This window comes from Pseudomonas sp. QL9, from assembly GCF_041409665.1.
In the GTDB taxonomy this organism is placed as follows: domain Bacteria; phylum Pseudomonadota; class Gammaproteobacteria; order Pseudomonadales; family Pseudomonadaceae; genus Pseudomonas; species Pseudomonas knackmussii.
Genome location: NZ_CP166971.1, coordinates 1173503 through 1196703 on the forward strand (window position 1 = coordinate 1173503; position 23201 = coordinate 1196703).

At 63.2% G+C, this 23201-nt stretch carries 24 protein-coding genes; 14 read left to right on the forward strand and 10 right to left on the reverse strand.

Features of this window, described 5'->3' with window-relative positions:
- Nucleotides 1-116 precede the first annotated feature (116 nt).
- From ACA097_RS05550 to ACA097_RS05570, 5 genes are all read left to right on the forward strand, one after another.
- On the forward strand, nucleotides 117-2660 hold the full coding sequence (locus ACA097_RS05550; RefSeq protein WP_371369007.1) for a penicillin acylase family protein: 2544 nt from the start codon (nucleotides 117-119) through the stop codon (nucleotides 2658-2660).
- Nucleotides 2661-3003: 343 nt separating this feature from the next.
- On the forward strand, nucleotides 3004-3783 hold the full coding sequence (locus ACA097_RS05555) for an ABC transporter substrate-binding protein (RefSeq protein WP_043250307.1): 780 nt from the start codon (nucleotides 3004-3006) through the stop codon (nucleotides 3781-3783).
- A 94-nt stretch (nucleotides 3784-3877) separates the two neighbouring features.
- A complete protein-coding gene (locus ACA097_RS05560; RefSeq protein ID WP_043250306.1) occupies nucleotides 3878-4603 on the forward strand; it encodes an ABC transporter permease in 726 nt (241 codons plus the stop codon).
- Nucleotides 4600-5313, forward strand: coding sequence for an ABC transporter permease (locus ACA097_RS05565; RefSeq protein ID WP_043250305.1), 714 nt, complete (start codon nucleotides 4600-4602; stop codon nucleotides 5311-5313). The genes ACA097_RS05560 and ACA097_RS05565 overlap by 4 nt, the downstream gene beginning before the upstream one ends.
- A gap of 49 nt (nucleotides 5314-5362) precedes the next feature.
- Nucleotides 5363-6127: an ABC transporter ATP-binding protein gene (locus ACA097_RS05570; protein ID WP_043250303.1), complete on the forward strand. Its 765-nt coding sequence runs from the start codon at nucleotides 5363-5365 to the stop codon at nucleotides 6125-6127.
- Between the two features lie 126 nt (nucleotides 6128-6253).
- Here the strand turns inward: ACA097_RS05570 and dcd are convergent, their stop codons facing one another.
- Nucleotides 6254-6820 (reverse strand): dCTP deaminase, encoded by a 567-nt coding sequence (dcd, locus tag ACA097_RS05575; RefSeq protein WP_028631034.1) that lies wholly within the window; start codon nucleotides 6818-6820, stop codon nucleotides 6254-6256.
- 179 nt (nucleotides 6821-6999) lie between these two features.
- Nucleotides 7000-8094: an iron-sulfur cluster carrier protein ApbC gene (apbC, locus tag ACA097_RS05580; protein ID WP_371369011.1), complete on the reverse strand. Its 1095-nt coding sequence runs from the start codon at nucleotides 8092-8094 to the stop codon at nucleotides 7000-7002.
- A gap of 164 nt (nucleotides 8095-8258) precedes the next feature.
- On the opposite strand from apbC, the gene metG reads away from it, so the two are divergent.
- A complete protein-coding gene (gene metG, locus ACA097_RS05585; protein WP_371370484.1) occupies nucleotides 8259-10301 on the forward strand; it encodes a methionine--tRNA ligase in 2043 nt (680 codons plus the stop codon).
- Between the two features lie 107 nt (nucleotides 10302-10408).
- Here metG and ACA097_RS05590 read toward each other — a convergent pair whose 3' ends face one another.
- From ACA097_RS05590 to ACA097_RS05620, 7 genes are all read right to left on the reverse strand, one after another.
- Nucleotides 10409-10951 (reverse strand): hypothetical protein, encoded by a 543-nt coding sequence (locus ACA097_RS05590; protein ID WP_371369013.1) that lies wholly within the window; start codon nucleotides 10949-10951, stop codon nucleotides 10409-10411.
- A gap of 16 nt (nucleotides 10952-10967) precedes the next feature.
- Nucleotides 10968-11426 (reverse strand): hypothetical protein, encoded by a 459-nt coding sequence (locus tag ACA097_RS05595; protein WP_371369016.1) that lies wholly within the window; start codon nucleotides 11424-11426, stop codon nucleotides 10968-10970.
- Nucleotides 11427-11553: 127 nt separating this feature from the next.
- Complete coding sequence (locus ACA097_RS05600) at nucleotides 11554-12132, reverse strand: hypothetical protein (protein WP_371369018.1); 579 nt, start codon at nucleotides 12130-12132, stop codon at nucleotides 11554-11556.
- Complete coding sequence (locus ACA097_RS05605) at nucleotides 12113-12607, reverse strand: hypothetical protein (protein ID WP_371369020.1); 495 nt, start codon at nucleotides 12605-12607, stop codon at nucleotides 12113-12115. The genes ACA097_RS05600 and ACA097_RS05605 overlap by 20 nt, the downstream gene beginning before the upstream one ends.
- A gap of 68 nt (nucleotides 12608-12675) precedes the next feature.
- On the reverse strand, nucleotides 12676-13254 hold the full coding sequence (locus ACA097_RS05610; protein ID WP_371369022.1) for a hypothetical protein: 579 nt from the start codon (nucleotides 13252-13254) through the stop codon (nucleotides 12676-12678).
- The gene (locus ACA097_RS05615; protein ID WP_371369025.1) at nucleotides 13235-14488 is read right to left on the reverse strand and encodes a PAAR domain-containing protein; all 1254 of its coding nucleotides are present in this window, start codon (nucleotides 14486-14488) and stop codon (nucleotides 13235-13237) included. The genes ACA097_RS05610 and ACA097_RS05615 overlap by 20 nt, the downstream gene beginning before the upstream one ends.
- A gap of 372 nt (nucleotides 14489-14860) precedes the next feature.
- Nucleotides 14861-15670: a hypothetical protein gene (locus tag ACA097_RS05620; protein WP_371369027.1), complete on the reverse strand. Its 810-nt coding sequence runs from the start codon at nucleotides 15668-15670 to the stop codon at nucleotides 14861-14863.
- Between the two features lie 198 nt (nucleotides 15671-15868).
- Between ACA097_RS05620 and rsxA the strand changes: the two genes are divergently transcribed.
- From rsxA to ACA097_RS05660, 8 genes are all read left to right on the forward strand, one after another.
- Nucleotides 15869-16453, forward strand: coding sequence for an electron transport complex subunit RsxA (gene rsxA, locus ACA097_RS05625; protein WP_371369029.1), 585 nt, complete (start codon nucleotides 15869-15871; stop codon nucleotides 16451-16453).
- Complete coding sequence (rsxB, locus tag ACA097_RS05630) at nucleotides 16450-17016, forward strand: electron transport complex subunit RsxB (RefSeq protein WP_371369031.1); 567 nt, start codon at nucleotides 16450-16452, stop codon at nucleotides 17014-17016. The genes rsxA and rsxB overlap by 4 nt, the downstream gene beginning before the upstream one ends.
- On the forward strand, nucleotides 17013-19310 hold the full coding sequence (gene rsxC / locus ACA097_RS05635; protein ID WP_371369033.1) for an electron transport complex subunit RsxC: 2298 nt from the start codon (nucleotides 17013-17015) through the stop codon (nucleotides 19308-19310). Before rsxB ends, rsxC begins: the two co-directional genes overlap by 4 nt.
- 4 nt (nucleotides 19311-19314) lie before the next feature.
- Nucleotides 19315-20352 (forward strand): RnfABCDGE type electron transport complex subunit D, encoded by a 1038-nt coding sequence (locus ACA097_RS05640; RefSeq protein WP_371369035.1) that lies wholly within the window; start codon nucleotides 19315-19317, stop codon nucleotides 20350-20352.
- A gap of 1 nt (nucleotide 20353) precedes the next feature.
- A complete protein-coding gene (rsxG, locus tag ACA097_RS05645) occupies nucleotides 20354-20998 on the forward strand; it encodes an electron transport complex subunit RsxG (RefSeq protein WP_371369037.1) in 645 nt (214 codons plus the stop codon).
- Nucleotides 20991-21698 (forward strand): electron transport complex subunit E, encoded by a 708-nt coding sequence (locus tag ACA097_RS05650; protein WP_371369039.1) that lies wholly within the window; start codon nucleotides 20991-20993, stop codon nucleotides 21696-21698. The genes rsxG and ACA097_RS05650 overlap by 8 nt, the downstream gene beginning before the upstream one ends.
- Nucleotides 21695-22333: an endonuclease III gene (gene nth / locus ACA097_RS05655; RefSeq protein ID WP_043250283.1), complete on the forward strand. Its 639-nt coding sequence runs from the start codon at nucleotides 21695-21697 to the stop codon at nucleotides 22331-22333. The genes ACA097_RS05650 and nth overlap by 4 nt, the downstream gene beginning before the upstream one ends.
- 108 nt (nucleotides 22334-22441) lie before the next feature.
- Nucleotides 22442-22618: a PA3496 family putative envelope integrity protein gene (locus ACA097_RS05660; protein ID WP_043250282.1), complete on the forward strand. Its 177-nt coding sequence runs from the start codon at nucleotides 22442-22444 to the stop codon at nucleotides 22616-22618.
- Nucleotides 22619-22709: 91 nt separating this feature from the next.
- Here the strand turns inward: ACA097_RS05660 and gloA are convergent, their stop codons facing one another.
- On the reverse strand, nucleotides 22710-23102 hold the full coding sequence (gene gloA / locus ACA097_RS05665; RefSeq protein WP_043250281.1) for a lactoylglutathione lyase: 393 nt from the start codon (nucleotides 23100-23102) through the stop codon (nucleotides 22710-22712).
- Nucleotides 23103-23201 lie beyond the last annotated feature (99 nt).

Genomic DNA, 23201 nt, shown 5'->3' on the forward strand with positions numbered 1-23201 from the left:
GGACCCCGGCCAATCGGTCTGAAAGCCGCGAAATGCCTGCCTCCGCAGCTTGCGCGGCGAGGCGCTCCTCACTAACGTAGCGGCTTTCCGCCAGCCCAGTGCAGGAGCACGTTCCCATGGCCTCGCGAGCCTTCCGCCCGCTACCCCGTTTCGGCCTCGCCGCCACCCTCAGCGCCGCCGTCAGCCTCACCGGCTGCCAAGCCTGGCTGAACGACCAGTACGCCGACAGCCTGCCGCCCACTTCCGGCGTGCAACCGATCAAGGGCCTGGCGGAAAGCGTGTCGATCCGGCGCAACAGCCTGGGCATGCCGCTGATCGAGACCACGACCTTCCACGACGCACTCTTCGCCATGGGCTACGTGCATGCCAGCGACCGCATCAGCCAGATGGTCGGCATGCGCCTGCTGGCCCAGGGTCGCCTGTCGGAAATGGTCGGCCCGGGCGCCCTGGAAATCGACCGTTTCATGCGCACGGTCAACCTCCGACAAGCCGCCGACGCCCTCTACAAAGGCGCGTCGCCGCGCACCCAGCGCTTCTTCGAGACGTACGCGCGCGGCGTCAACGCCTACCTCTATCGCTACCGCGACAAGCTGCCGATGGATCTCGCCGAATCCGGCTACCGCCCCGAGTACTGGAAGCCGGAGGACTCGGCGCTGGTCTTCGCCCTGCTGAATTTCGGCCTGGCGGTGAACCTGCAGGAAGAGCTCGACTCGCTGACCCTGGCGCAAAAAGTCGGTGCGGAAAAACTCGCCTGGCTGACGCCCATCTACCCGGACGAAGCCCTTCCCTTCGACGAAGCGGACAAGCTCAAGGGCCTGAAGCTCAGCGGGCGGATTCCCGGCCTCGCCGACATCGGCACGGCGGTCGAGCAGGTCGCGGGCCTGCAGATGATGGGTGTCGCCGCCTCGAACAACTGGGCCATCGCCCCGCAACGCAGCCGCAGCGGCAAGAGCCTGCTGGCCAACGACACGCACCTGCCGCTGTCGATGCCCTCGGTGTGGAACTTCATGCAGGTGCGTTCGCCGAAATACACCGCCGCCGGCGTCACCATCGCCGGCGTGCCGGGCGTGGTTGCCGGCTACAACGGCAAGCTGGCCTGGGGCATGACCATGGTCATGGGCGACAACCAGGACGTGTTCCTCGAACAGGTCCGGCGCCAGGGCAGCAAGCTCTATTACCTTGCCGACGGCCAGTGGAAGCCGGCCATCGAGCGCAATGAGACCTTCTTCGTCAAAGGCCAGTCGCCGATCCGCGAAACCGTCTACGAAACCCGTCACGGCCCGCTGCTCAACAGCGCCCTGCTCGGTGCACGAAAGAACGACCTGCAACCGCTGCCGGTCTCCAGCAGCTACGGCCTGGCCTACCAGAGCATCCAGGCGGTTTCGGACAAGAGCCTCGACGCCTTCTTCGACCTGTCGCGCGCGAGTGGCGTCGAGCAAGCCTTCGACGCCACTCGCGAAGTCCGCGCCATGCCGCTGAACATCGTATTCGCCGACGAGAAGCACATCGGCTGGCAGGTCACCGGTCGCTTCCCCAACCGCAAGGAAGGCCGCGGCCTGCTGCCCTCCCCTGGCTGGGACGGCCGCTACGACTGGGACGGCTATGCCGATCCGATCCTGCACCCGTCCGACCAGGACCCGCAGCAGGGCTGGCTGGGCACCGCCAACCACCGCACCGTGCAGCCTGGCTACGGCGCGCAGCTGTCGAGCTCCTGGTACTACCCGGAACGCGCCGAGCGCATCGCCCAGTTGGCCAACGCCAGCAACCGCCACGATGCACGCAGCATGATCGCCATGCAGTACGACCAGACCACGCCCTTCGCCGCCAAGCTGCAGGCGATGTTCTCCGCACCGGGTATGGCCACACCGTTGAAACAGGCGATCCAGGCGCTGCCGGACGGCCAACGGGAACGCGCGCGGGAAGCACTCGACCGGCTGATGGCATTCGACGGCAAGCTCGCCGCGACCTCCTCCGACGCCGCACTGTACGAAGCCTTCCTGCAGGAAAGCACCAAGCAGATCTTCCTCGACGAACTGGGTCCGGAAGACAGCCCGGCCTGGAAGGCTTTCGTGGAGAACGCCAACCTGTCCTACTCGGCCCAGGCCGACCACCTGCTCGGCCGCGACGACAGCCCGTTCTGGGACGACGTGCACACCCCGCAGAAGGAAGACAAACCGGCAATCCTGGCGCGCAGCCTGGCCGCCGCCACCAGCTTCTGCGAACAGAAGCTGGGCGCCGACCGCCATGCCTGGCAGTGGGGCAAGCTGCACACCTACAACTGGGTCAGCGACAGCACCAAGATGGCGCCCTACCTCGACGCCAGCCAGCGCGCAGGCCTTGGCGCAATCAAGGGTTACCTGGATCGCGGCCCTTACCCGGCCGGTGGTGACCACAGCACCCTCAACGTCTCCGCCTACGGCTGGGGCAAGGACTTCGACACCTGGCTGATCCCGGCCATGCGCATCGTCGTCGACTTCGGCCAGAGCGAACCCATGCTCGGCGTGAACAGCAGCGGCCAGTCCGGCAACCCGGCCAGCCCGCACTACGCCGACGGCATCGACGCCTGGCTGAAGGGCGACTACATGAGTTTCCCGTTCCAGCCGCAGAACCTCGACCGCGTCTACGGCAACAAGCGCCTGACCCTGATTCCGCAGAAATAAACCGGGAGCGGCGGAACTTCCGCCGCACTGACGGATCAGATCAGTCGACTTACTCCATGATCATCTTGAAGGCACCCTCGGGTGCCTTTCTTTTTTTCTCCCGCCCGCACACCTCTCTCCCCCGCACATTCCCGCACCACTTTGTTACCGAACGCCTCGCGGTAGCGCACCGACGTGGGGCGGTGTTTCCGACAGCCGATGCTATACCTGTCCTAGGACCACGTCCGTCGTCTCGTTCAGACCGCCGAGACCCGTCGGATGCGTGTGGTTCAAAATTTGCTATCAAATTGATGTTGCAACTTTTCCCTGTCGTTCCACTGCTCAAATCTAAGGATTCCAATCGATGAAAAAAGCATGGCTGACTCTTTCCGCCCTGGCCCTGATGGCTGCCGCGGGCGCCCTGCAAGCCAAGGAATACAAGGAAATCCGCTTCGCTACCGACCCGTCCTACGCGCCCTTCGAGTCCAAGGCTCCGGACGGCAGCCTGGTCGGTTTCGACATCGACCTGGGTAACGCGATCTGCGAACACCTGAAGGTCAAGTGCGTCTGGATGGCCAACGACTTCGACGGCATGATCCCGGGCCTGAAGGCACGCAAATTCGACGGCGTGATCTCGTCGATGACCGTCACCGAAGCGCGCAAGAAGGAAATCGACTTCAGCGACAAGCTGTTCACCAGCCCGACCGCGATGATCAGCAAGAAGGGCTCGGGCCTGATGGCCACCCCGGAATCGCTGAAAGGCAAAAGCGTCGGCGTCGAACAGGGCACCATCCAGGAGACCTACGCCAAGGCCAAGCTGGAGCCGGCCGGCGTTACCGTGAAGAGCTACCAGAACCAGGATCAGGTCTACGCCGACCTGGTGTCCGGCCGTCTCGACGTGTCCCTGCAGGACATGCTGCAAGCCGAACAGGGCTTCCTGACCACCGAGCAAGGCAAGGGCTTCGAAATCAGCAAGCCGGTGCATGACCCGCTGATGCCGGCCGACATCGCCATCGGCATCAAGAAGGGCAACAACGATCTGCGCGAGATGATCAACAAGGGCATCAAGGCGATCCACGCCGACGGCACCTACGACAAGCTGCAGAAGAAATACTTCGGCGAGATCGACATCTACAACGACTGATCCGCGCCACCACCTACCGCGCCCGGCCGCCTGTTAAGGGGCCGGGCGCGGTCTATTCTGCTAACGACGTACAAGAACAAGGAGCGCTCCGCGCATGCTCCCAGACTTTCTCGGGACCCTGGCCGACAGCTTGAGCCTCAAGGGCTATGGCTCGATCCTGCTGGACGGCACCTGGATGACCATCAAGCTGTCGATCTGCTCCCTGCTGCTCTCCGTGCTGCTGGGCCTGATCGGCGCCACCTCCAAGCTCTCCGGCTCCAAGCTGCTGCGCTTTCCCGCCATCTGCTACACCACGCTGATCCGTGGCGTCCCCGACCTGGTGCTGATGCTGCTGATCTTCTACAGCCTGCAGACCTGGCTGGCCGACCTCACCGACTACATGGAGTGGGAATACATCGAGATCGATCCTTTCAGCGCAGGGATCATCACCCTCGGCTTCATTTACGGCGCGTACTTCACCGAGACCTTCCGCGGCGCCATCCTCGCCGTGCCGCGCGGGCAGATGGAAGCGGCCACCGCCTATGGCCTGTCGCGCATGCAGCGTTTCCGCTTCGTGCTCTTCCCGCAGATGATGCGTTTTGCCCTTCCGGGGATCGGCAACAACTGGATGGTGCTGATCAAGTCCACCGCGCTCGTTTCCATCATCGGCCTCTCCGATGTGGTCCGCGCCGCTCAGGACGCCGGCAAGAGCAGCTACCGACTGCTGTTCTTCCTCCTGGTCGCCGCGGCCATCTACCTGGTGTTCACCACCGTATCCAACATCGTGCTCAGGAAACTTGAGCGCCGTTACGCCACCGGTGTGCGCGAGGCCCTGCGATGATCGAGTTGCTGCAGCAATACGGCAAAGCCTTCCTCTGGACCGACGGCTACCACATCACCGGCCTGGCCATGACGCTCTGGCTGCTGGTAGTTTCCATCGCCTTCGGCTTCACCTTTGCCGTTCCCCTTTCCATCGCCCGCGTCTCGCGCAACCCGCTGATCCGCTGGCCGGTGCAGTTCTACACCTACGTGTTCCGCGGCACGCCGCTGTATATCCAGCTGCTGGTCTGCTACACGGGCATCTACAGCCTGGCCTCGGTGCGCGCCGAACCCATCCTCGACGCCTTCTTCCGCAACGGCCTGAACTGCACGCTGCTGGCCTTCGCGCTGAACACCTGCGCGTACACCACGGAGATCTTCGCCGGCGCCATCCGCAACACCGCCCACGGCGAAGTCGAGGCAGCCCACGCCTACGGCCTGAGCGGCTGGCGGCTGTACCGCTACGTGATCATGCCGTCGGCACTGCGCCGTTCGCTGCCCTACTACAGCAACGAAGTGATCCTCATGCTGCACTCCACCACCGTGGCCTTCACCGCCACCGTGCCGGACATCATGAAGATCGCCCGCGACGCCAACGCCGCCACCTTCATGTCCTTCCAGTCCTTCGGCATAGCCGCGGCGCTGTACCTGGTGACCTCCTTCACCCTGGTCGGCCTGTTCCGCCTCGCCGAACGCCGCTGGCTGGCCTTCCTCGGCCCGAGCCACGGCTGACTCATCCCTGCAAGGCCGCCCTCGTCGGCGGCCGGAGATAGAGAACTCCATGACCACACTGAAGATCGACGCCCTGTACAAGCGCTACGGCGACAACGAAGTCCTCAAGGGCGTGTCGCTGGAAGCGAAAACCGGCGACGTGGTGAGCATGATCGGCGCCAGCGGCTCCGGCAAAAGCACCTTCCTGCGCTGCATCAACTTCCTCGAGCAGATGGACGAAGGCACCATGAGCTTCGACGGCGAGGACATCCGCATGATCGCCAGCCCCGGCGGCATGCGCGTGGCCGACCCGGCGCAGCTGCAGCGCATCCGCACGCGCCTGGCGATGGTGTTCCAGCATTTCAACCTGTGGAGCCACCTGACGGTGCTGGAGAACGTCACCCTCGCCCCGCGCCGCGTGCTCGGCGTCGACCGCAAGGAAGCCGAGGACCGCGCGCGCAACTACCTGGCCAAGGTCGGCCTGCCGGCACAGGTGGTCGACAAGTACCCGGCCTTCCTCTCCGGCGGCCAGCAGCAGCGCGTGGCCATCGCCCGCGCGCTGGCGATGGAACCGGAAATCATGCTGTTCGACGAACCGACCTCTGCGCTCGACCCGGAATTGGTCGGCGAGGTGCTCAAGGTGATCAAGGCCCTGGCCGAGGAAGGCCGCACCATGATCCTGGTGACCCACGAGATGGCCTTCGCCCGCGAGGTATCCAGCCAGGTGTTGTTCCTCCACCAGGGCCGCGTCGAGGAACAGGGTCCGCCGCAGGAAGTGCTGGGCAAGCCGAAGAGCGAACGGCTGCGACAGTTCCTCAGCGGCAACCTCAAATAGCTTATCCGCGTCCCCTGTAGGAGCGCGCCATGCGCGCGAATCGCGGACAAGGTCCGCTCCTACAGGGAAACGCAGGCAACAAAAAACCGGGCAATCGCCCGGTTTTTTTTTCGCTCCGCGTCGGCCTCAGGCCTTGGGCAGAGTCACTCCGGTCTGGCCCTGGTACTTGCCACCGCGATCGCGGTAGGAGACCTCGCAAGCCTCGTCGGATTGCAGGAAGAGCATCTGCGCCACGCCTTCGTGGGCGTAGATCTTCGCCGGCAGGTTGGTGGTGTTGGAGAACTCCAGGGTCACATGACCTTCCCACTCCGGTTCCAGCGGGGTGACGTTGACGATGATGCCGCAGCGAGCATAGGTGCTCTTGCCCAGGCAGATGGTCAGCACGTCGCGCGGAATGCGGAAGTACTCGACGGTACGGGCCAGGGCGAAGGAGTTCGGCGGAATGATGCAGACGTCGCTATTGATGTCGACGAAGCTCTTCTCGTCGAAGTTCTTCGGATCGACCACGGCCGAGTGGATGTTGGTGAACACCTTGAATTCGGCGGCGCAGCGCACGTCGTAGCCGTAGCTGGAAACGCCGTAGGAGATCACCCGGCTGTCGTCGGCGCCGCGCACCTGGCGCTCGACGAACGGCTCGATCATCCCGTGCTCCAGGGCCATGCGGCGAATCCACTTGTCCGATTTGATGGTCATGGCGGGCGTCCCGTAGCTGCTGAAAAAGAAGGCGAATCTTACCGGCAGGCGCGCCGGCGGGCAAAGGGGCGCGCCGGACGGGCCAATCTTCTGGGTCCCCGCGTGCGCGGCGATGACGGAAGGCAGATGTCGGCCTCCTAACACGTCATCCCCGCGAACGCAGGAACCCAATCAACGACTCAGTCCTCGCTGATCGAAATGCTCGGCATCGCCGGCGCGTCCTTCTCGCTCAGGGCGATGCGGGCGCCGACGCAGCGGGCCATTTCCTGGTAGATCATCGCCAGTTGGCTTTCCGGGTCGGCCACCACGGTCGGCTTGCCACCGTCGGCCTGCATGCGGATGGCCATCGACAGTGGCAGCGAGGCCAGCAGTTCGACGCCGTACTGCGCGGCCAGCTTCTCGCCGCCTCCTTCGCCGAACAGGTGCTCGGCGTGGCCACAGTTCGAGCAGATGTGCACGGCCATGTTCTCCACTACGCCCAGCACCGGGATGTTCACCTTGCGGAACATCTCCACGCCCTTCTTGGCGTCGAGCAGAGCCAGGTCCTGCGGGGTGGTGACGATCACCGCGCCGGCCACCGGCACTTTTTGCGCGAGGGTCAGCTGGATGTCGCCGGTGCCCGGCGGCATGTCGATCACCAGGTAGTCGAGGTCATTCCAGGCGGTCTGGGTGATCAGCTGGATCAGCGCGCCGGAGACCATCGGGCCGCGCCAGACCACCGGGGTGTTGTCGTCCGTGAGGAAGGCCATGGACATGACTTCCACGCCATGCGCTTCCAGCGGTACGAACCACTTCTGGTCACGCACTTTTGGCCGGGTGCCTTCGGCAATGCCGAACATGATCCCCTGGCTGGGGCCGTAGATATCGGCGTCGAGGATGCCGACCTTCGCGCCCTCGCGGGCCAGCGCCAGCGCCAGGTTGGCGGCGGTGGTGGACTTGCCCACGCCGCCCTTGCCCGAGGCCACGGCGATGATGTTCTTGACGTTGCTCATGCCCGGCACCTGGGCCTGGGCTTTGTGCGCGGCAATTTTCACCTCGACCTTCACCTGCGCAGAATCCACGCCGTCGGCGGCTTCCAGGGCCATCTGCACGGTCTGCGCCAGGCCGTTCTTGAACAGGCCGCAGGCATAGCCCAGCTCCAGAGAAAGGACGACGCGCCCGCCCTGGATATCGAGGTCGCGCAGGTAGCCGGCGTCGAGCAGGTTCTGGCCGGTGTGGGGATCGTTGATCTGGCGGAGGACGGTTTCCACCGTGGCACGGGTGACGACGCTCATGGGTTCTCCCGAAAAAAGACTGAGCACAATAGGCGGGCATCTTACCGCTGTAGGCGCGCGCTTGCTCGCGAACAACCGCGAGGCGGCCGTCGGGGACCTTCGCGGGTGAAAAAAATGTCCCGCGCCTATATAGTTGCCGACTTCCCTCGATTTACCGCCACGGCCTGACCACCATGTCCGAAAACCGCCAGATCCTCGTCACCAGCGCCCTGCCCTACGCCAACGGTTCCATTCACCTGGGCCACATGCTGGAATACATCCAGACCGACATCTGGGTGCGCTTCCAGAAGATGCGCGGCAACCAGGCGGTGTACGTCTGCGCGGACGACGCCCACGGCTCGGCCATCATGCTGCGCGCCGAGCGCGAAGGGATCACCTCGGAACAACTGATCGATGGCGTGCGCGCCGAGCACATGGCCGACTTCGCCGAATTCCTGGTGGACTTCGACAACTACCACTCAACCCATTCGGAAGAGAACCGCGAGCTGTCCTCGTCGATCTACACCGCGCTGCGCGAGGCCGGGCACATCGCCACCCGTCCGGTGACCCAGTACTTCGACCCGGAAAAGCAGATGTTCCTGGCCGACCGCTTCATCAAGGGCACCTGCCCGAAGTGCGGCACCGCCGACCAGTACGGCGACAACTGTGAGTCCTGCGGCGCGACCTACTCGCCGACCGAGCTGAAGGACCCGAAATCGGCGATCTCCGGCGCCACCCCGGTGCTCAAGGAGTCGCTGCACTACTTCTTCAAGCTCCCCGACTTCGACGCCATGCTCAAGCAGTGGACCCGCAGCGGCGCCCTGCAGGAGTCGGTGGCCAACAAGATCGCCGAGTGGCTGGACGCCGGCCTGCAGGAGTGGGACATCAGCCGTGACGCGCCCTACTTCGGCTTCGAGATCCCCGACGCCCCGGGCAAGTACTTCTACGTCTGGCTGGACGCGCCCATCGGCTACATGGCCAGCTTCAAGAACCTCTGCGCGCGCCGTCCGGAGCTGGACTTCGACGCTTTCTGGAACAAGGATTCCAAGGCCGAGCTGTACCACTTCATCGGCAAGGACATCGTCAACTTCCACGCGCTGTTCTGGCCGGCCATGCTCGAAGGCGCCGGCTACCGCAAGCCGACCGCACTGAACGTGCACGGCTACCTGACCGTCAACGGGCAGAAGATGTCCAAGTCGCGCGGCACCTTCGTCAAGGCGCGCACCTACCTGGACCACCTGAACCCGGAATACCTGCGCTACTACTACGCCTCCAAGCTCGGCCGCGGCGTCGACGACCTCGACCTGAACCTCGAGGACTTCGTGCAGAAGGTCAACTCCGACCTGGTCGGCAAAGTCGTCAACATCGCCAGCCGCTGTGCAGGTTTTATCCACAAGGGCAACGCCGGCGTGCTGGTCGACGCCAACCCGGCGCCGGAACTGAGCGAAGCCTTCAAGGCCGCCGCTCCGAGCATCGCCGCCGCCTATGAAGCCCGCGACTTCGGCCGCGCCATGCGCGAGATCATGGCCCTGGCCGACCAGGCCAACGCCTGGATCGCCGAAAAGGCGCCGTGGGCCCTGGCCAAGCAGGAAGGCAAGCAGGACGAGGTCCAGGCCGTGTGCGCCCTGGGCGTCAACCTGTTCCGCCAGCTGGTGATCTTCCTCAAGCCGGTGCTGCCGAAGCTCGCCGAAGCCGCCGAAGCCTTCCTCAACGTCGCCCCGCTGAAGTGGAGCGACCACGAGCAACTGCTGGCCAACCACCAACTGAACCCGTTCAACCCGCTGATGACCCGTATCGAGCCCGCGAAAATCGAAGCCATGATCGAAGCCTCCAAGGAAGACCTCGCCGCCGCCAACCAGCCCAAAGGCAATGGCGAACTGACCAAGGACCCGCTGGCCGCGGAGATCAACTTCGACGCCTTCGCCGCCGTCGACCTGCGCATCGCGCTGATCGAGAAGTGCGAGTTCGTCGAAGGCGCCGACAAGCTGCTGCGCCTGTCCCTGGATATCGGTGACGAGAAGCGCAACGTGTTCTCCGGCATCAAGAGCGCCTACCCGGACCCGAGCAAGCTCGAAGGCCGCCTGACCCTCTACGTGGCAAACCTCGCGCCGCGCAAGATGAAGTTCGGCATCTCCGAAGGCATGGTCCTGGCCGCCGGCCCGGGCGGGGAAGAAATCTACCTGCTCAGCCCCGACAGCGGCGCCAAGCCGGGCCAGCGCGTGAAGTAAGCGCCAGCCTCCCGAACAACGCCGGCCTCTGGGCCGGCGTCGTCGTTTTCCGGGGGGGCTACTTGTCGCATGTGCCAGCCGAGCAAAGCAGTCGGATCAATGATTACTTACTGCGGAACAGGGCAACTTTTCGCTGCAGCCTGCAATGCCCTGACGTAGTCCACGTAGGTCTCAGGGTCGTAGGGTTCGGCCGTGATCTCGAAACTCGAATTTCCGTTGTAGTCGATTTCTTGCCAAACTCTTAACGCCCACTGCTTGCCTTCATAATTCCCCAACAAGCCAAAGACATGGCTATTCAGGTCGCTGTACTCACTTAGTACGGAGTAGCGATAACGCAATCTCTTGTGCCACTCTGGAATTGCCGTTATGGCTCTGATGGCCATTTTCGCGAGCTTTTCATTAGCATCATTTAATTCATACATTTTCCCGATAGTTAACTTATTGACCTGTTCCAGATCCGCAATTGGTACAGGCAGCGGCTCTCGACTTATAAGGCGTGAACGACCGCAGTGAAAAACCCAACGACCTGTCTTTACATAGTCGTCAGCATGGATCACTACGCCGCTCCCCATATCAGTCTTGCATACACTTGTCATTACTTTTAGTCCGTAGTAGCTCGCGACCACTAGTAGCGGAAAGAAAATGGCCATTAGCATCCATAAGGTCTTATTTTGGTAAAAACTCAAAGTAGCCTCTCGGTACACCAATAGGTGTGTCGCCTGAAATCACGGGGTTAATTGCACCTACGGTCTGATAGGTGAAATCAAGCAAATCGTTACTGTTTTTTCGCTCCTTGGCCAACTCATTCCACCTCCGACACCACTCCTCCCCCGGCGTCGCGTTGTCGCTGATCTCACATAACTTGCCCAACTGTCGCTCTTCGAACGTCCCCCAAGTGTTCCTGTAATCCGACCGCCGAATGAAAGCACGCACCTTGATCTGGAGATGATCGGCCAGCAGTTGCGCCAGGCTCTCGTTGGTCTGCGGGAGGAACTGGATGCCTTCTTCGATAGGGTATTCCGGGCGATTGCCCATGCCGGTGCGGCAGGCGTAGCTGTCGATTCGCGCAGTGCGGGAAAACGCCTGCGGCGAAGTCTTGCTGTAGCGCAAGAAGTCGAGAGACATCTGGCAGCCCCTGGAGTTAATAGTTTCTGGGCACGTCACAGGGGATTCCATAAATCATGGGAGTTATCAACCCCCATGACTTGGCATATGAACGTAGGACCTGCTCAAGAGGATGAAACTTCCACTATTATTGTGGAGCAGGACAACTCTTGGCTGCGGCCTGTAACGCCTTGGTGTAGTCCACGTAAGTTTCGGGGGCGTAGGGTCTAGCAGTTACTTCGAAACTAGATTTTCCGTTGTGGCCGATTGATTGGTCGACCTCTACCGCCCATGGCTGTCCTGCGTATTGGGTAACAAAATAGAACATGTGCGAATTTAAATCGCTATCCTCATCCAGTGCAGAGTAGAGATAGCGTAGATTCTTATACCAGCCCGGCATACCAACGATAGCCCTCAGTACCTCTTGGGAGCGCTGTTGGTCCGAGCTATTCAAATAGAACATATTACCTATGGCGAGCTCCTTGGCGCTCTCCAATTCAGATATTGGCGCAGGCAACGGCTCGCGACTGATCAAGCGTGAATTATTGCAGTCGAACACCCAGCGCCCCGTCTTTACGTATTTGTCCGCGTAAACAACAACGCCATTACCGAAATCCTGCTTAAATTCGCTCATCATAGTATTCAACTTGTAATTACCAAAAATTAGCAGCAGTGGGGAAATGATAGCGAGGGCAGTCCAAAATCTTCTATTTTGGCGAAAACTCAAAATGACCTCCCGGTACGCCTAGCGGTGTATCGCCAGAAATCACGGGGTTAATCGCCCCAATTCTCTGGTAGGTAAAATCACCGAGTTTGTTGTATTGGCTTCGCTCTTTCTTCAGCAAGCGCCACTTCCGACACCACTCATCTCCCGGCGCCGCGTTGTCGCTGATCTCGCACAACTTGCCCAACTGCCGCTCTTCGAACGTCCCCCAAGTGTTCCTGTAATCCGACCGCCGAATGAAAGCGCGCACCTTGATCCGCAGATGATCGGCCAACAGTTGCGCCAGGTTTTCGTTGGTCTGCGGAAATAACTGGATGCCTTCTTCGATAGGGTATTCCGGGCGATTGCCCATGCCGGTGCGGCAGGCGTAGCTGTCGATTCGCGCGCTGCTGGAAAACGCTTGCGGCGAGATCTTGCTGTAGCGCAGCACGTCGAAAGCCATCTGATAGGCATGACGCTCGGAAGTTCTATAAATCATGGGGCTATTAACCCCCATGATTTGGTTTGTAAAGGCAGAACCTGTCCGAGAGGATGAAACTTCCACCCTTATTGTGGAATGGGGCAGCTCTTGGCTGCGGCCTGTAACGCCTTGGCGTGGTCCACGTAGGTTTCGGGATCGTAGGGCTCGGCCGTTATATCGAAGCTTGAGTCGCCGTCGTAGCCTATCTCTTGCCATATTTCCAATCCCCACTTACGACCATCCAGCGATGCTGTCATTTCGAAAGAGTGACCATTCAAATTACTACTTTCACCTAGCACGGAGTATCGGTAACGTAAATTTTTGTACCAGTCGGGGATCTCTGTGACAGCTCGGATGACCACTTTTGCATGATTCTTATCGTCGCCGCTCAATGCATACATTTTTCCAATAGTGAGCCTATTGGTCCTTTCCAACTCATCTATCGGGACAGGCAGCGGTTGGCGGCTAATCAAGCGGCGATACTTGCAGTCGAATACCCAGAGACCAGTCTTCACGTAGTCGTCTGCATAAATTACCACGCCGTTACCCAGATCCTTTTTGTATATACTCGTCATCACCTTGAATCCGTAGTTTGTCGCGATTAGCAGTAAGGGAAGGAAAATGGTGAAGGCAATCCAAAAGCCCTTACTTCGGTAGAAACTCAAAGTGGCCTCCCGGTACTCCGATGGGTGTATCACCTGAAAGCACAGGACTGATTGCACCTATGGCCTGATAGGTAAAATTGAACACACGGTCGCTATCCGCCCGTTCCTTTTCCAACACTCTCCACTTACGACACCACTCCTCGCCCGGCGCCGCGTTGTCGCTGATCTCGCACAACTTACCCAACTGGCGCTCCTCGAACGTCCCCCAAGTGTTTCTGTAATCCGAACGGCGAATGAACGCGCGCACCTTGATCTGGAGATGGTCGGCCAGTAATTGCGCCAGGCTTTCGTTGGTCTGCGGGAAGAACTGAATACCTTCTTCGATGGGGTATTCCGGGCGATTGCCCATGCCAGTACGGCAGGCGTAGCTGTCGATTCGCGCGGCACTGGAAAAGGCCAGAATCGAAATCTTGCTGTAGCTCAGGACATCGAGGGACATCTGATAATCCCCCGCGAGTTGATAACCAAAGGCAATGCGATGCGGCACGCCATGGCTGAAGAACGACAGATGTTCGATGGGCGACTGCTCTCGGTCCTTGCCTCGGTTCAGGTAATCGATCAGTTCCTGGACATTGCTCACGCTGACGAAACCTGCACCGTAGGCCTCGGCAGAGCCGCGTGCGGCATTGAGCATCGCTTCGTTGTAGGACGGCGTGAATACCACCAGCGTCCGAGTCAGGGCCGGTTTGCTGCGTTTGAATTCGCTCAGTTCGCGCACGGCCTGGCCGATGAACATCATCTTGTTGCCGGAACTGTTGTCGTGCTGGCTGCCGGCGACGGCAATCAGCTCCGGCGTTAACTCTGGTTTGGGGTTGGCTTCGGGCTTGTCCGGCGCGCTCTGGGGCTGAGCTAGCGGCACAGGGGAAGAGGCTTGGGCGGAAGTAGCCATCCGCACAGGTTCTGCATGGTGAGTGGGCTGCGCCGTGGTCGACGCAGCTGGCTGCGATGCACTGGCCGACTGCGCGTCGGAGACGGTCGAGGTGTATTGGGTGGTGGAGCCGTACACCACATGATTCGGGCAACGACAGGCCACCCGGTCGCCAGTGGCGACGTAAGGCACGCTTTCGAGCCAGTCGGTCACGCTGCCGATGATGGGAAAGGCGCCCTTGCAGTTGCTGCACCAGGCCATGTCGCCTGTTTTGGCAAGGGGCTTGCCCTCTTCGTACCAGGTGGCGGTAGCGGAAATGATCTTCCCGTAGGTGGTCTGGTCGCCCAGACAGGCCAGTGCTCTCATCTTTTATCCCTCGCTTTGCGTGCAATCCAGCGGCGCCAGCCACCGCACGGGCACTTGCGACTTATGTTGCTAGCGAGATGCGACGGCCCGGCGCCTTGCTAAAAGGCCGAAAATTATCCACGCGGGGTACGAGCAAAGGGGGACCACGCCGAGATCAAGAAATCTCCGCCTACAGTTACGGATTTCGGAGTCAGACAGACCGATTCCGTTAGCGCTCTTTTCAGAATCGCCTGACTTGCACGCCCCACTTTCGCTCGGATTGAGATATCTGACAGATGCAATTCCGGAGGGCTTAAGTGACTCAATACATGGGCGGCCGCACGCAGTACATCGGCCTGACCAACGCCGCTTTCATGGCCTATAAGGCGGCGACTACTGCTGGGTTTTGTTGTCCCACTGGGGCACCAGCATCGCCTCCTTGCGCCCTTCCCCGCCCCACTTGTCGATGAGCGCCTTGTAGGCCGGATCGTCCTTGACCACTTCGTGCAGTGACTTGTCGCTGAAGCTGAAGGCAGCCAGATCGCGGGCCGCATCGGCGCTCTTGTCGCCCTTGAACAGGCCCAAGGTCCAGCCCTGTTTCGCGTCCCAGCCGGCGGCTTGTAACGCCTGCTGGAAGCTCTGCAGAGCCGAACGCTGCAGCTGCTGCCGCTCGATGGGCGTCGGCGCCTGCTGCGACAAGCGTGAAAGCGCCGCCGCCAGGAGGGCGCTGGCGGGTGGGTCGTCGCCGCTGCCGCGGGCCAGGCCCAGGTATTCCTTGGCGTTGTTGTAGTCCTGGGTCACCAGGTAGGCCGCGCCCAGCAGGATGTAGCCGGGGTCGAACTGGTCGTTGTCGCGGTTGCGCGCCAGGATCATCGCCACCCGCGCCTGCAGATCCGCCGGCAGGCTGGTGGCGGTCTGCTCCAGAACTGGCTTGAGCAGCCGCTGCAGGTCCTGCTCGTCGCGCCAGCCGTGCTCAAATTTCTGCTGCTGGGCAATCACCTGGTCGAGCCCGCTCTTGTCCGTCGCCTTCTCGTAGCTGGCGATCTCCGCCGCGAAGCTCTTGCTCTTGGTCTCCTTGAGCACCATGGCCGTGTCGAACTGGCGGTCCTTGCGGCCCTGATAGGCCTGCCAGATGCTCGACAAGCCGCCGATCCAGGCCACGATGATGGTGGTCACCACGCCTATCGTCTTGAGCGCTTTCATGCCGCCTCCCGCCGCCGAGCAGTCCCGCATTCCCCTGGAGTCTAGAAGCCGCTTGCCGCAGCAGCCGCAACCTTCGCCGAACCTGCACTAACCTGAAGCCAGAGCAATGAAAGCGACGCCACGGCTTGAGCCGCCAGGGCGGCTTCCCGATAATGTGCGCCCCTTTTCCGGCCCAGCCTGCATGAGACGGTAGCCTCGATGACCGAACTCGCCCTGATCCTGGTCAGCGCCATCCTGGTCAACAACTTCGTGCTGGTGCAGTTCCTCGGCCTCTGCCCGTTCATGGGCGTCTCGCGCAAGATCGAGACCGCCATCGGCCTGGCCCTCGCCACCACTTTCGTCCTGACCCTGGCGTCGGTCTGCAGCTACATCCTGCAGCGCTACGTGCTGCGCCCGCTGGACCTGGAATTCCTGCGCACCATCGGCTTCATCCTGGTGATCGCCGTGGTGGTGCAGTTCACCGAACTGCTGGTGCGCAAGACCAGCCCGCTGCTGTACCGCGTGCTGGGCATCTTCCTGCCTCTGATCACCACCAACTGCATCGTCCTCGGCGTCGCCCTGCTCAACGCCCACAAGCCCGAGTTCGGCTTCCTCCAGTCGACCATGCAGGGTTTCGGCGCGGGCCTGGGGTTCTCCCTGGTGCTGGTACTGTTCGCCGCCATGCGCGAGCGCATCGCCATCGCCGACGTACCCAAGCCGTTCCAGGGCGCGGCCATCGGCATGATCACCGCCGGCCTGATGTCCCTGGCCTTCATGGGCTTCACCGGGCTGATCAAGCTATGAGCACGGTACTGCTCGCGGTCGGCGTACTGCTGCTCCTGTGCCTGGCCAGCGGTGCCTTGCTCGGCTTCGCCGCGGTGCGCTTCAAGGTCGAGGGCGATCCGATCGCCGAGCAGGTCAACGCCCTGCTGCCGCAGACCCAGTGCGGCCAGTGCGGCTACCCCGGCTGCAAGCCCTACGCCGAGGCCATCGCCCAGGGTGACGCGATAAACAAATGCCCGCCCGGCGGCGCAGCCACCATCGCCGCCCTCGCCGACCTGTTCGACATCGAGGCCCCGCCGCTGGACGCACCGGCAGAAACCCCGCCGCGCGTGGCCTATATCCGCGAGGCGGAGTGCATCGGCTGCACCAAGTGCATCCAGGCCTGTCCGGTGGACGCCATCGTAGGCGCCGCGCGCCTGATGCACACGGTGATCGCCAGCGAATGCACCGGCTGCGACCTTTGCGTCGAGCCCTGTCCGGTGGATTGCATCGAAATGCGCGACCTGGAGGTCGGCGTACGCGACTGGAAATGGCCGCTGCCGGCGACGCGCCTGATCGCCACGGACCGGGAGCAGGCGGCATGAACGCCAAGGTCTGGGACTTCCCCGGCGGCCTGCACCTGCCGGCCAACAAGCAGCAGTCCACCGCAGCCCCCAGCGTCTGCGCGCCGCTGCCGGCCCGCCTGATCCTGCCACTGCAGCAGCACACCGGCGCACCGGCCCTGCCCTGCGTGGCGGTCGGCGAGTACGTGCGCAAGGGCCAATGCATCGCCCTCCCCGGCAGCGCCATCAGTGCCGCCGTGCACGCACCCACTTCCGGCACCGTGGTGGCCATCGGCGAGCAACCTTATCCACACCCTTCCGGCCTGCTGGCCGAGGCCATCGTCATCGACGCCGACGGCCGGGACGAATGGGCCGAACTGAACCCCTGCCCGGACTACCGCCAGGAATCCCCCGTCGCCCTGCTCGAACGCATCCGCCTGGCTGGCATTGCCGGGCTCGGCGGCGCCGGCTTCCCCACGGCCGCCAAGCTCGCCGCGCGCGCTGCCGAGGACTTGCACGTCCTGGTGATCAATGGCGCCGAGTGTGAGCCCTACATCAGTGCCGACGACATGCTGATGCGCGAGCGCGCCACCGAACTGGTAGAAGGCATCGAGATCCTCGCCCACCTGCTGCAGCCACCGCAGGTGCTGATCGGTGTCGAGGACGACAAGCCGCAAGCCATCGAGGCGCTGCGCCAGGCCATAGGCGAACGGCCTTTCGAGCTGCGTGTGGTGCCAACCAAATACCCCTCCGGCGGCGAGCGCCAGCTGATCCTCCTGCTCACCGGCCGCGAAGTGCCCAGCGGCGGCCTGCCGGCGGACATCGGCATGGTCTGTGTCAACGTCGGCACCGCCGTGGCCATACGCGACGCGGTGCTGCTCGGGCGCCCGCTGATCTCGCGCCTCACCACCCTGACCGGCGAGGCTCTGACGCGGCCAATGAACGTCGAGGCGCTTCTCGGAACACCCATCGGCGAATTGCTGGAATTCGCCGGCCTCGATCGCGCGAAACTGGACCGCCTGATCATGGGCGGCCCGCTGATGGGCGTCACTCTGAGCGATGCGCAGGCACCGCTAATCAAGACCGCCAACTGCCTGCTTGCCGCCAGCGCCAGCGAGCTACCGCCTCCGCCGCCGACGCTGCCGTGCATCCGTTGTGGCGACTGTGCCCAGGTCTGCCCGGCCAGCCTGCTGCCGCAGCAGCTGCACTTCTTCGCCAAGGGCGAGGACCACGAGCAACTGCAGGCGCACAACCTGTTCGACTGCATCGAATGCGGCGCCTGCGCTTACGTTTGCCCTTCAAGCATTCCGCTGGTGCAGTACTACCGCGCGGCAAAAGCGGACATCCGCGAGCTGCAGTTGAAACAGCAGAAGGCAGAGCATTCGCGCCTGCGCTTCGAGCAGCGCCAGGAGCGCCTGCGCCACGAGGAAGCGCGCAAGGCAGAGGAACGCCAGGCGCGCCAGGAGCGCGCCGCGCGTGTACGCGAAAACCAGGCCGCAGCACCGGTTGCTGAAGCGCCGCAATCGGCCATCGAAAGGGTGAAGTCGGAGAAGGCAGTAGGCAATGCCGGCGCCGATCTGAAGAAACTAAAGATCGAAGCCAGCATGGCTCGCGTCGCCCTGCAGAAGGCCGAGAAGCAACTGGCCGCCCACGACAGTGATGCGCTGCGCGCCCAGGTCGAGTCGCTGCGCCAAGCCGCCGAGCAGGCCCGCCTGGCGCTGGAAGCCGCGGAGGCCACCGAGGTTGCGGCGCCATCTGCCGCTCCGGCAACGGATGAAGCGGCGCTGAAGAAGGCGAAGATAGATGCCGCCATGGCGCGCGCCCAGTTGAAGAAATCCGAGAAGGCTTTCGGCGAAACGCCCGACGAATCGCAACAAGCCACCCTGGCTCAACTTCGCAAAGCCGCCGACCAGGCCGATCGACATCTGGCGCAACTGCAGGCAGCCCCCGCGCCGGAAGTGCAACCCAGCGGCGACGGCATGGCGCTACTGAAGAAAGCCAAGATCACGCTGGCCACCCGCCGCGCCGAGCTGAAGAAAGCCGAGCAGGCGGGTGCCGACGAAACCGAACTGGTGCCACTGCGAGCGGCGCTGAAAGAGGCCGAACAGCAACTGCACGCCGCCGAGGACGCCAGCGGCAAGCCGGCGCCGGACCTGCAGCGCATCGACAAGCGCCCTGTGGATAACGAAACCCGCGCGCTCAAGACCGAACTGGCCTACGCCCGCGCCGACCTGAAGAAGCTCGAGCGCGAAGGCGCCGACGATACCCGCCAGGCCGCCGCTCGCGAGCGTCTGGCACTGGCGGAACGCGCGCTGGCCGCGCGCGATACGGAGTGACCCCATGGCCCTGCCGCGCTCTTCCTCGCCCCACGCCACCGGCGCCAATCGCACGCAGAAAGTCATGCTGCAGGTGCTCGCCGCGCTCGCGCCGGGCGCCCTGGTGCTGCTTTCCCTATACGGCGTCGGCACCCTGTTCAACCTGCTCTGGTGCTCGGCCGTCGCGCTCGGCACCGAGGCGCTGATGCTGCACCTGCGCAAGCGTCCGCTGGGGGTCTTCCTCATGGACGGCAGCGCCCTGGTCACCGCCGTGCTCCTGGCCCTCGCCCTGCCGCCCTACGCGCCCTGGTGGCTGACCCTGCTGGCCACCGCCTTCGCCCTGGTGTTCGGCAAGCACCTCTACGGCGGACTCGGGCAGAACCCGTTCAACCCGGCGATGCTCGGCTATGTGGTGGTGCTGGTGTCCTTCCCGCTGGAAATGACCCGCTGGCCGAACCCGGACACCGGTCTCGGCCTGGTCGACGGCCTCTCGCGCATCCTCGGCCTGAGCGCGCCGCCGCCGGACGCCTGGGCCGGCGCCACTGCCCTCGACGTGCTGAAGAACAATCACAGCCTGACCATCGACGAGCTGCTGGCGCAGAGCACGGCCTTCGGCCACTTCGGCGGCAAGGGCGTGGAGCTGGTCAACCTGGCCTTCCTCGCCGGCGGCCTCTACCTGCTGTGGCGCAAACTGTTCACCTGGCACGCGCCGGTGGGCATGCTCGGCGCGCTCTTCGTCATGAGCCTGCTGTTCTGGAACGGTTCGGGTTCGGATTCCCACGGCTCGCCACTGTTCCACCTGTTCAGCGGGGCGAGCATGCTCGGCGCCTTCTTCATCGTCACCGACCCGGTGTCCGGCGCCACCAGCAACCGTGGCCGGCTGGTCTTCGGTGTCGGCGTCGGCGTCATTACCTACGTGATCCGCGCCTGGGGCGGCTATCCCGACGGCGTGGCCTTCGCCGTGCTGCTGATGAATCTGGCGGCGCCGACCATCGACTACTACACGCGACCGCGCACCTACGGGCACAAGAAGCCCAAGCGCGGCTTCAAGCTGGGGGAGTGAGATGACCGACGCTCGCCGCTCCATGCTGAAGAACGCCCTGGCGCTCGGGCTGTTCGCCGTGCTCTGCGTCGGCCTGGTAGCCGTCGTCCACCAGCTCACCCAGGCGCGCATCGAAGAGGCCCAGCGCGACGCGCGCGGGCGCATGCTGCTGGACCTGCTGCCCGCCGGCAGCTACGACAACCATCCGCTGGATGCGCCCGTCGCGGTGTTCGACCCCAAGCTGCTGGGCAAGACGCAGCCTGCGTCTGGATTCGTCGCTCGCCTGCAAGGTCGCGCGACAGCGGTGATTCTTCCGGCCACCGCGCCGGACGGCTACAGCGGCGCCATCGAGCTGCTCGTCGGGGTCAGTGCCGAAGGCCGCCTGCTCGGCGTGCGCGTGGTGGCCCACAAGGAAACGCCGGGCCTGGGCGACAAGATCGAGCTGGGCAAGAGCAACTGGTTGCACGGTTTCGATGGCCACTCGCTGAACGATCCGGACGACGCCGGCTGGAAAGTGAAAAAGGACGGCGGCCAGTTCGACCAGTTCGCCGGCGCCACCATCACCCCGCGCGCGGTGGTCAAGGCGACGCACAAGGCGTTGCAGTACTTCGACGCGCACAAGGCGGAACTGCTCGCACCGGCGAGTGGAGGCGAAAGCCATGAGTGATTACCGCGAAATCGCCAAGCAGGGCCTGTGGCAGAACAACGCCGGACTGGTCCAGCTGCTTGGCCTGTGCCCGCTGCTGGGCACCAGCAATTCCATGGTCAACGCCCTCGGCCTGGGCCTGGCGACCATCTTCGTGCTGGCCTGCTCCAACGCCGCCGTCTCTGCCTCGCGGCGCTGGCTGAGCGACGCCGTGCGCCTGCCGGCGTTCGTCCTGATCATCGCTGCGCTGACCACCTGCATCGAGCTGCTGATGCAAGCCTGGACCTTCGAGCTGTACCAGATCCTCGGCATCTTTATCCCGCTGATCACCACCAACTGCGTGATCCTCGGCCGCGCGGAAGCCTTCGCCGCGCGCAACGGCGTTCTGCGCTCGGCCTTCGACGGGCTGATGACCGGCGCCGGCTTCGCCCTGGTCCTGCTGGTGCTGGGCACCTTGCGCGAGCTGTTCGGCCACGGCACCCTGCTGGCCGACATGAACCTGCTGTTCGGCCCCGCTGCCGCCAGCTGGAAGCTGCAGGTCCCCGGCTACCAGGGCTTCCTGCTGGCCGTGCTGCCGCCCGGCGCCTTCCTGCTGCTCGGCCTGCTGATCGCCTTGAAGAACCGTATCGATGAAAGCCTGGCGGAACGCACCCAGGCGCAGGCGGGCAACGTACCCGCCAGCGAGCGCCAGCGCGTCCGCGTGACCGGAGTGATCGAATGAATGCCGCCAAGCGCGCGGAGATTTTCCGCCGTCTGCGTGAAGACAACCCCAACCCCGAGACCGAGCTGGCCTACAGCACGCCGTTCGAGCTGCTGATCGCGGTGATCCTTTCCGCCCAGGCCACCGACGTCGGGGTGAACAAGGCCACGGCGAAGCTCTACCCGGTGGCCAACACGCCGGAGGCGATCTACGCCCTTGGTGTCGAAGGGTTGTCGGAGTACATCAAGACCATCGGCCTGTACAACAGCAAGGCGAAGAACGTCATCGAGGCCTGCCGCATCCTCGTCGAGAAGCACGGCAGCCAGGTGCCGGACAATCGCGAGGACCTCGAGGCGCTGCCCGGCGTAGGCCGCAAGACTGCCAACGTAGTACTCAACACGGCTTTCCGGCAGCCGGCCATGGCAGTGGATACGCACATCTTCCGCGTCGCCAACCGCACCAACATCGCGCCGGGGAAGAACGTCCTGGAAGTCGAGCGCCAGCTGCTCAAGTTCGTGCCCAAGGAGTACCTGCTCGACGCGCACCACTGGCTGATCCTGCATGGCCGCTACGTCTGCAAGGCCCGCAAGCCGCAGTGCGGCAGCTGCCGGATCGAGGATCTGTGCGAGTACAAGCACAAGACTTCCGACGATTGAGTGCTATCGTCAAAAGCATCGCCGCTCATTGAAAAAATCTTTTTTACCGCCCCGAGCTTTGTCGCTATAAGGGGCGCCAAGCACACCCCGCATGCTGGAGTGATCGTTATGGCTGATAAAGAAGATCTAGAGCTCGAAGAAGAAGTGAGCACTGACGATTCGGATGACAGCGAAGCTGCAGCCGAAGTCGCCAAGACCAACCTGACCAAGCGCCGCATCATCGACAACTACCTCGAAGAACGCCGCCTGCAACGCCAGCTGTCGGACTACGACTTCGACCTCTGAGCCTTGCCCCCTGCATGAAAAAGCCCCGCACTTGGCGGGGCTTCGTCTTTTCTGGGCCGCGGCGTTCGCGGCCCCCAGAGAACAACCTTCCTCAATCCTGGCGCTTGGGCGACAGCAGCTCGATCTTGTAGCCATCCGGGTCCTCGACGAAGGCCAGGATGCTGGTGCCGTGCTTCATCGGCCCCGGCTCGCGGGTGATCTTGCCGCCGCGCGAACGGATGTCCTCGCAGGCCTTGTAGACGTCATCCACTTCCAGGGCGATGTGGCCGTAGGCGCTACCCAGCTCGTACTTGTCCACACCCCAGTTGTAGGTCAGCTCGATGACGCTGTTCTCTTCCTCGCTGCCGTAGCCGACGAAAGCCAGGGTGAACTGGCCGTCCGGGTAGTCCTTGCGGCGCAGCAGGGTCATGCCCAGGATCTCGGTGTAGAAGGCGATGGACTTGTCCAGGTCGCCGACGCGCAGCATGGTGTGCAGCAGACGCATGATGAATCTCCTCAGGATGGAATCGGGCCGGCGCGGGCCCGTCTCGGCGCCCCACGGAGCAGCGCTCCCCAGCGGGTTGCCAGACATGCTTTCACGGTA

Coding starts and splice junctions, on each gene's coding strand:
- ACA097_RS05550 (WP_371369007.1), top strand. CDS start 117: ATGGCCTCGCGAGCCTTCCGCCCGCTACCCCGTTTCGGCCTCGCCGCC.
- ACA097_RS05555 (WP_043250307.1), top strand. CDS start 3,004: ATGAAAAAAGCATGGCTGACTCTTTCCGCCCTGGCCCTGATGGCTGCC.
- ACA097_RS05560 (WP_043250306.1), top strand. CDS start 3,878: ATGCTCCCAGACTTTCTCGGGACCCTGGCCGACAGCTTGAGCCTCAAG.
- ACA097_RS05565 (WP_043250305.1), top strand. CDS start 4,600: ATGATCGAGTTGCTGCAGCAATACGGCAAAGCCTTCCTCTGGACCGAC.
- ACA097_RS05570 (WP_043250303.1), top strand. CDS start 5,363: ATGACCACACTGAAGATCGACGCCCTGTACAAGCGCTACGGCGACAAC.
- dcd (WP_028631034.1), bottom strand. CDS start 6,820: ATGACCATCAAATCGGACAAGTGGATTCGCCGCATGGCCCTGGAGCAC.
- apbC (WP_371369011.1), bottom strand. CDS start 8,094: ATGAGCGTCGTCACCCGTGCCACGGTGGAAACCGTCCTCCGCCAGATC.
- ACA097_RS05590 (WP_371369013.1), bottom strand. CDS start 10,951: ATGGCCATTTTCTTTCCGCTACTAGTGGTCGCGAGCTACTACGGACTA.
- ACA097_RS05595 (WP_371369016.1), bottom strand. CDS start 11,426: ATGTCTCTCGACTTCTTGCGCTACAGCAAGACTTCGCCGCAGGCGTTT.
- ACA097_RS05605 (WP_371369020.1), bottom strand. CDS start 12,607: ATGATTTATAGAACTTCCGAGCGTCATGCCTATCAGATGGCTTTCGAC.
- ACA097_RS05615 (WP_371369025.1), bottom strand. CDS start 14,488: ATGAGAGCACTGGCCTGTCTGGGCGACCAGACCACCTACGGGAAGATC.
- ACA097_RS05620 (WP_371369027.1), bottom strand. CDS start 15,670: ATGAAAGCGCTCAAGACGATAGGCGTGGTGACCACCATCATCGTGGCC.
- rsxA (WP_371369029.1), top strand. CDS start 15,869: ATGACCGAACTCGCCCTGATCCTGGTCAGCGCCATCCTGGTCAACAAC.
- rsxB (WP_371369031.1), top strand. CDS start 16,450: ATGAGCACGGTACTGCTCGCGGTCGGCGTACTGCTGCTCCTGTGCCTG.
- rsxC (WP_371369033.1), top strand. CDS start 17,013: ATGAACGCCAAGGTCTGGGACTTCCCCGGCGGCCTGCACCTGCCGGCC.
- ACA097_RS05640 (WP_371369035.1), top strand. CDS start 19,315: ATGGCCCTGCCGCGCTCTTCCTCGCCCCACGCCACCGGCGCCAATCGC.
- rsxG (WP_371369037.1), top strand. CDS start 20,354: ATGACCGACGCTCGCCGCTCCATGCTGAAGAACGCCCTGGCGCTCGGG.
- ACA097_RS05650 (WP_371369039.1), top strand. CDS start 20,991: ATGAGTGATTACCGCGAAATCGCCAAGCAGGGCCTGTGGCAGAACAAC.
- nth (WP_043250283.1), top strand. CDS start 21,695: ATGAATGCCGCCAAGCGCGCGGAGATTTTCCGCCGTCTGCGTGAAGAC.
- ACA097_RS05660 (WP_043250282.1), top strand. CDS start 22,442: ATGGCTGATAAAGAAGATCTAGAGCTCGAAGAAGAAGTGAGCACTGAC.
- gloA (WP_043250281.1), bottom strand. CDS start 23,102: ATGCGTCTGCTGCACACCATGCTGCGCGTCGGCGACCTGGACAAGTCC.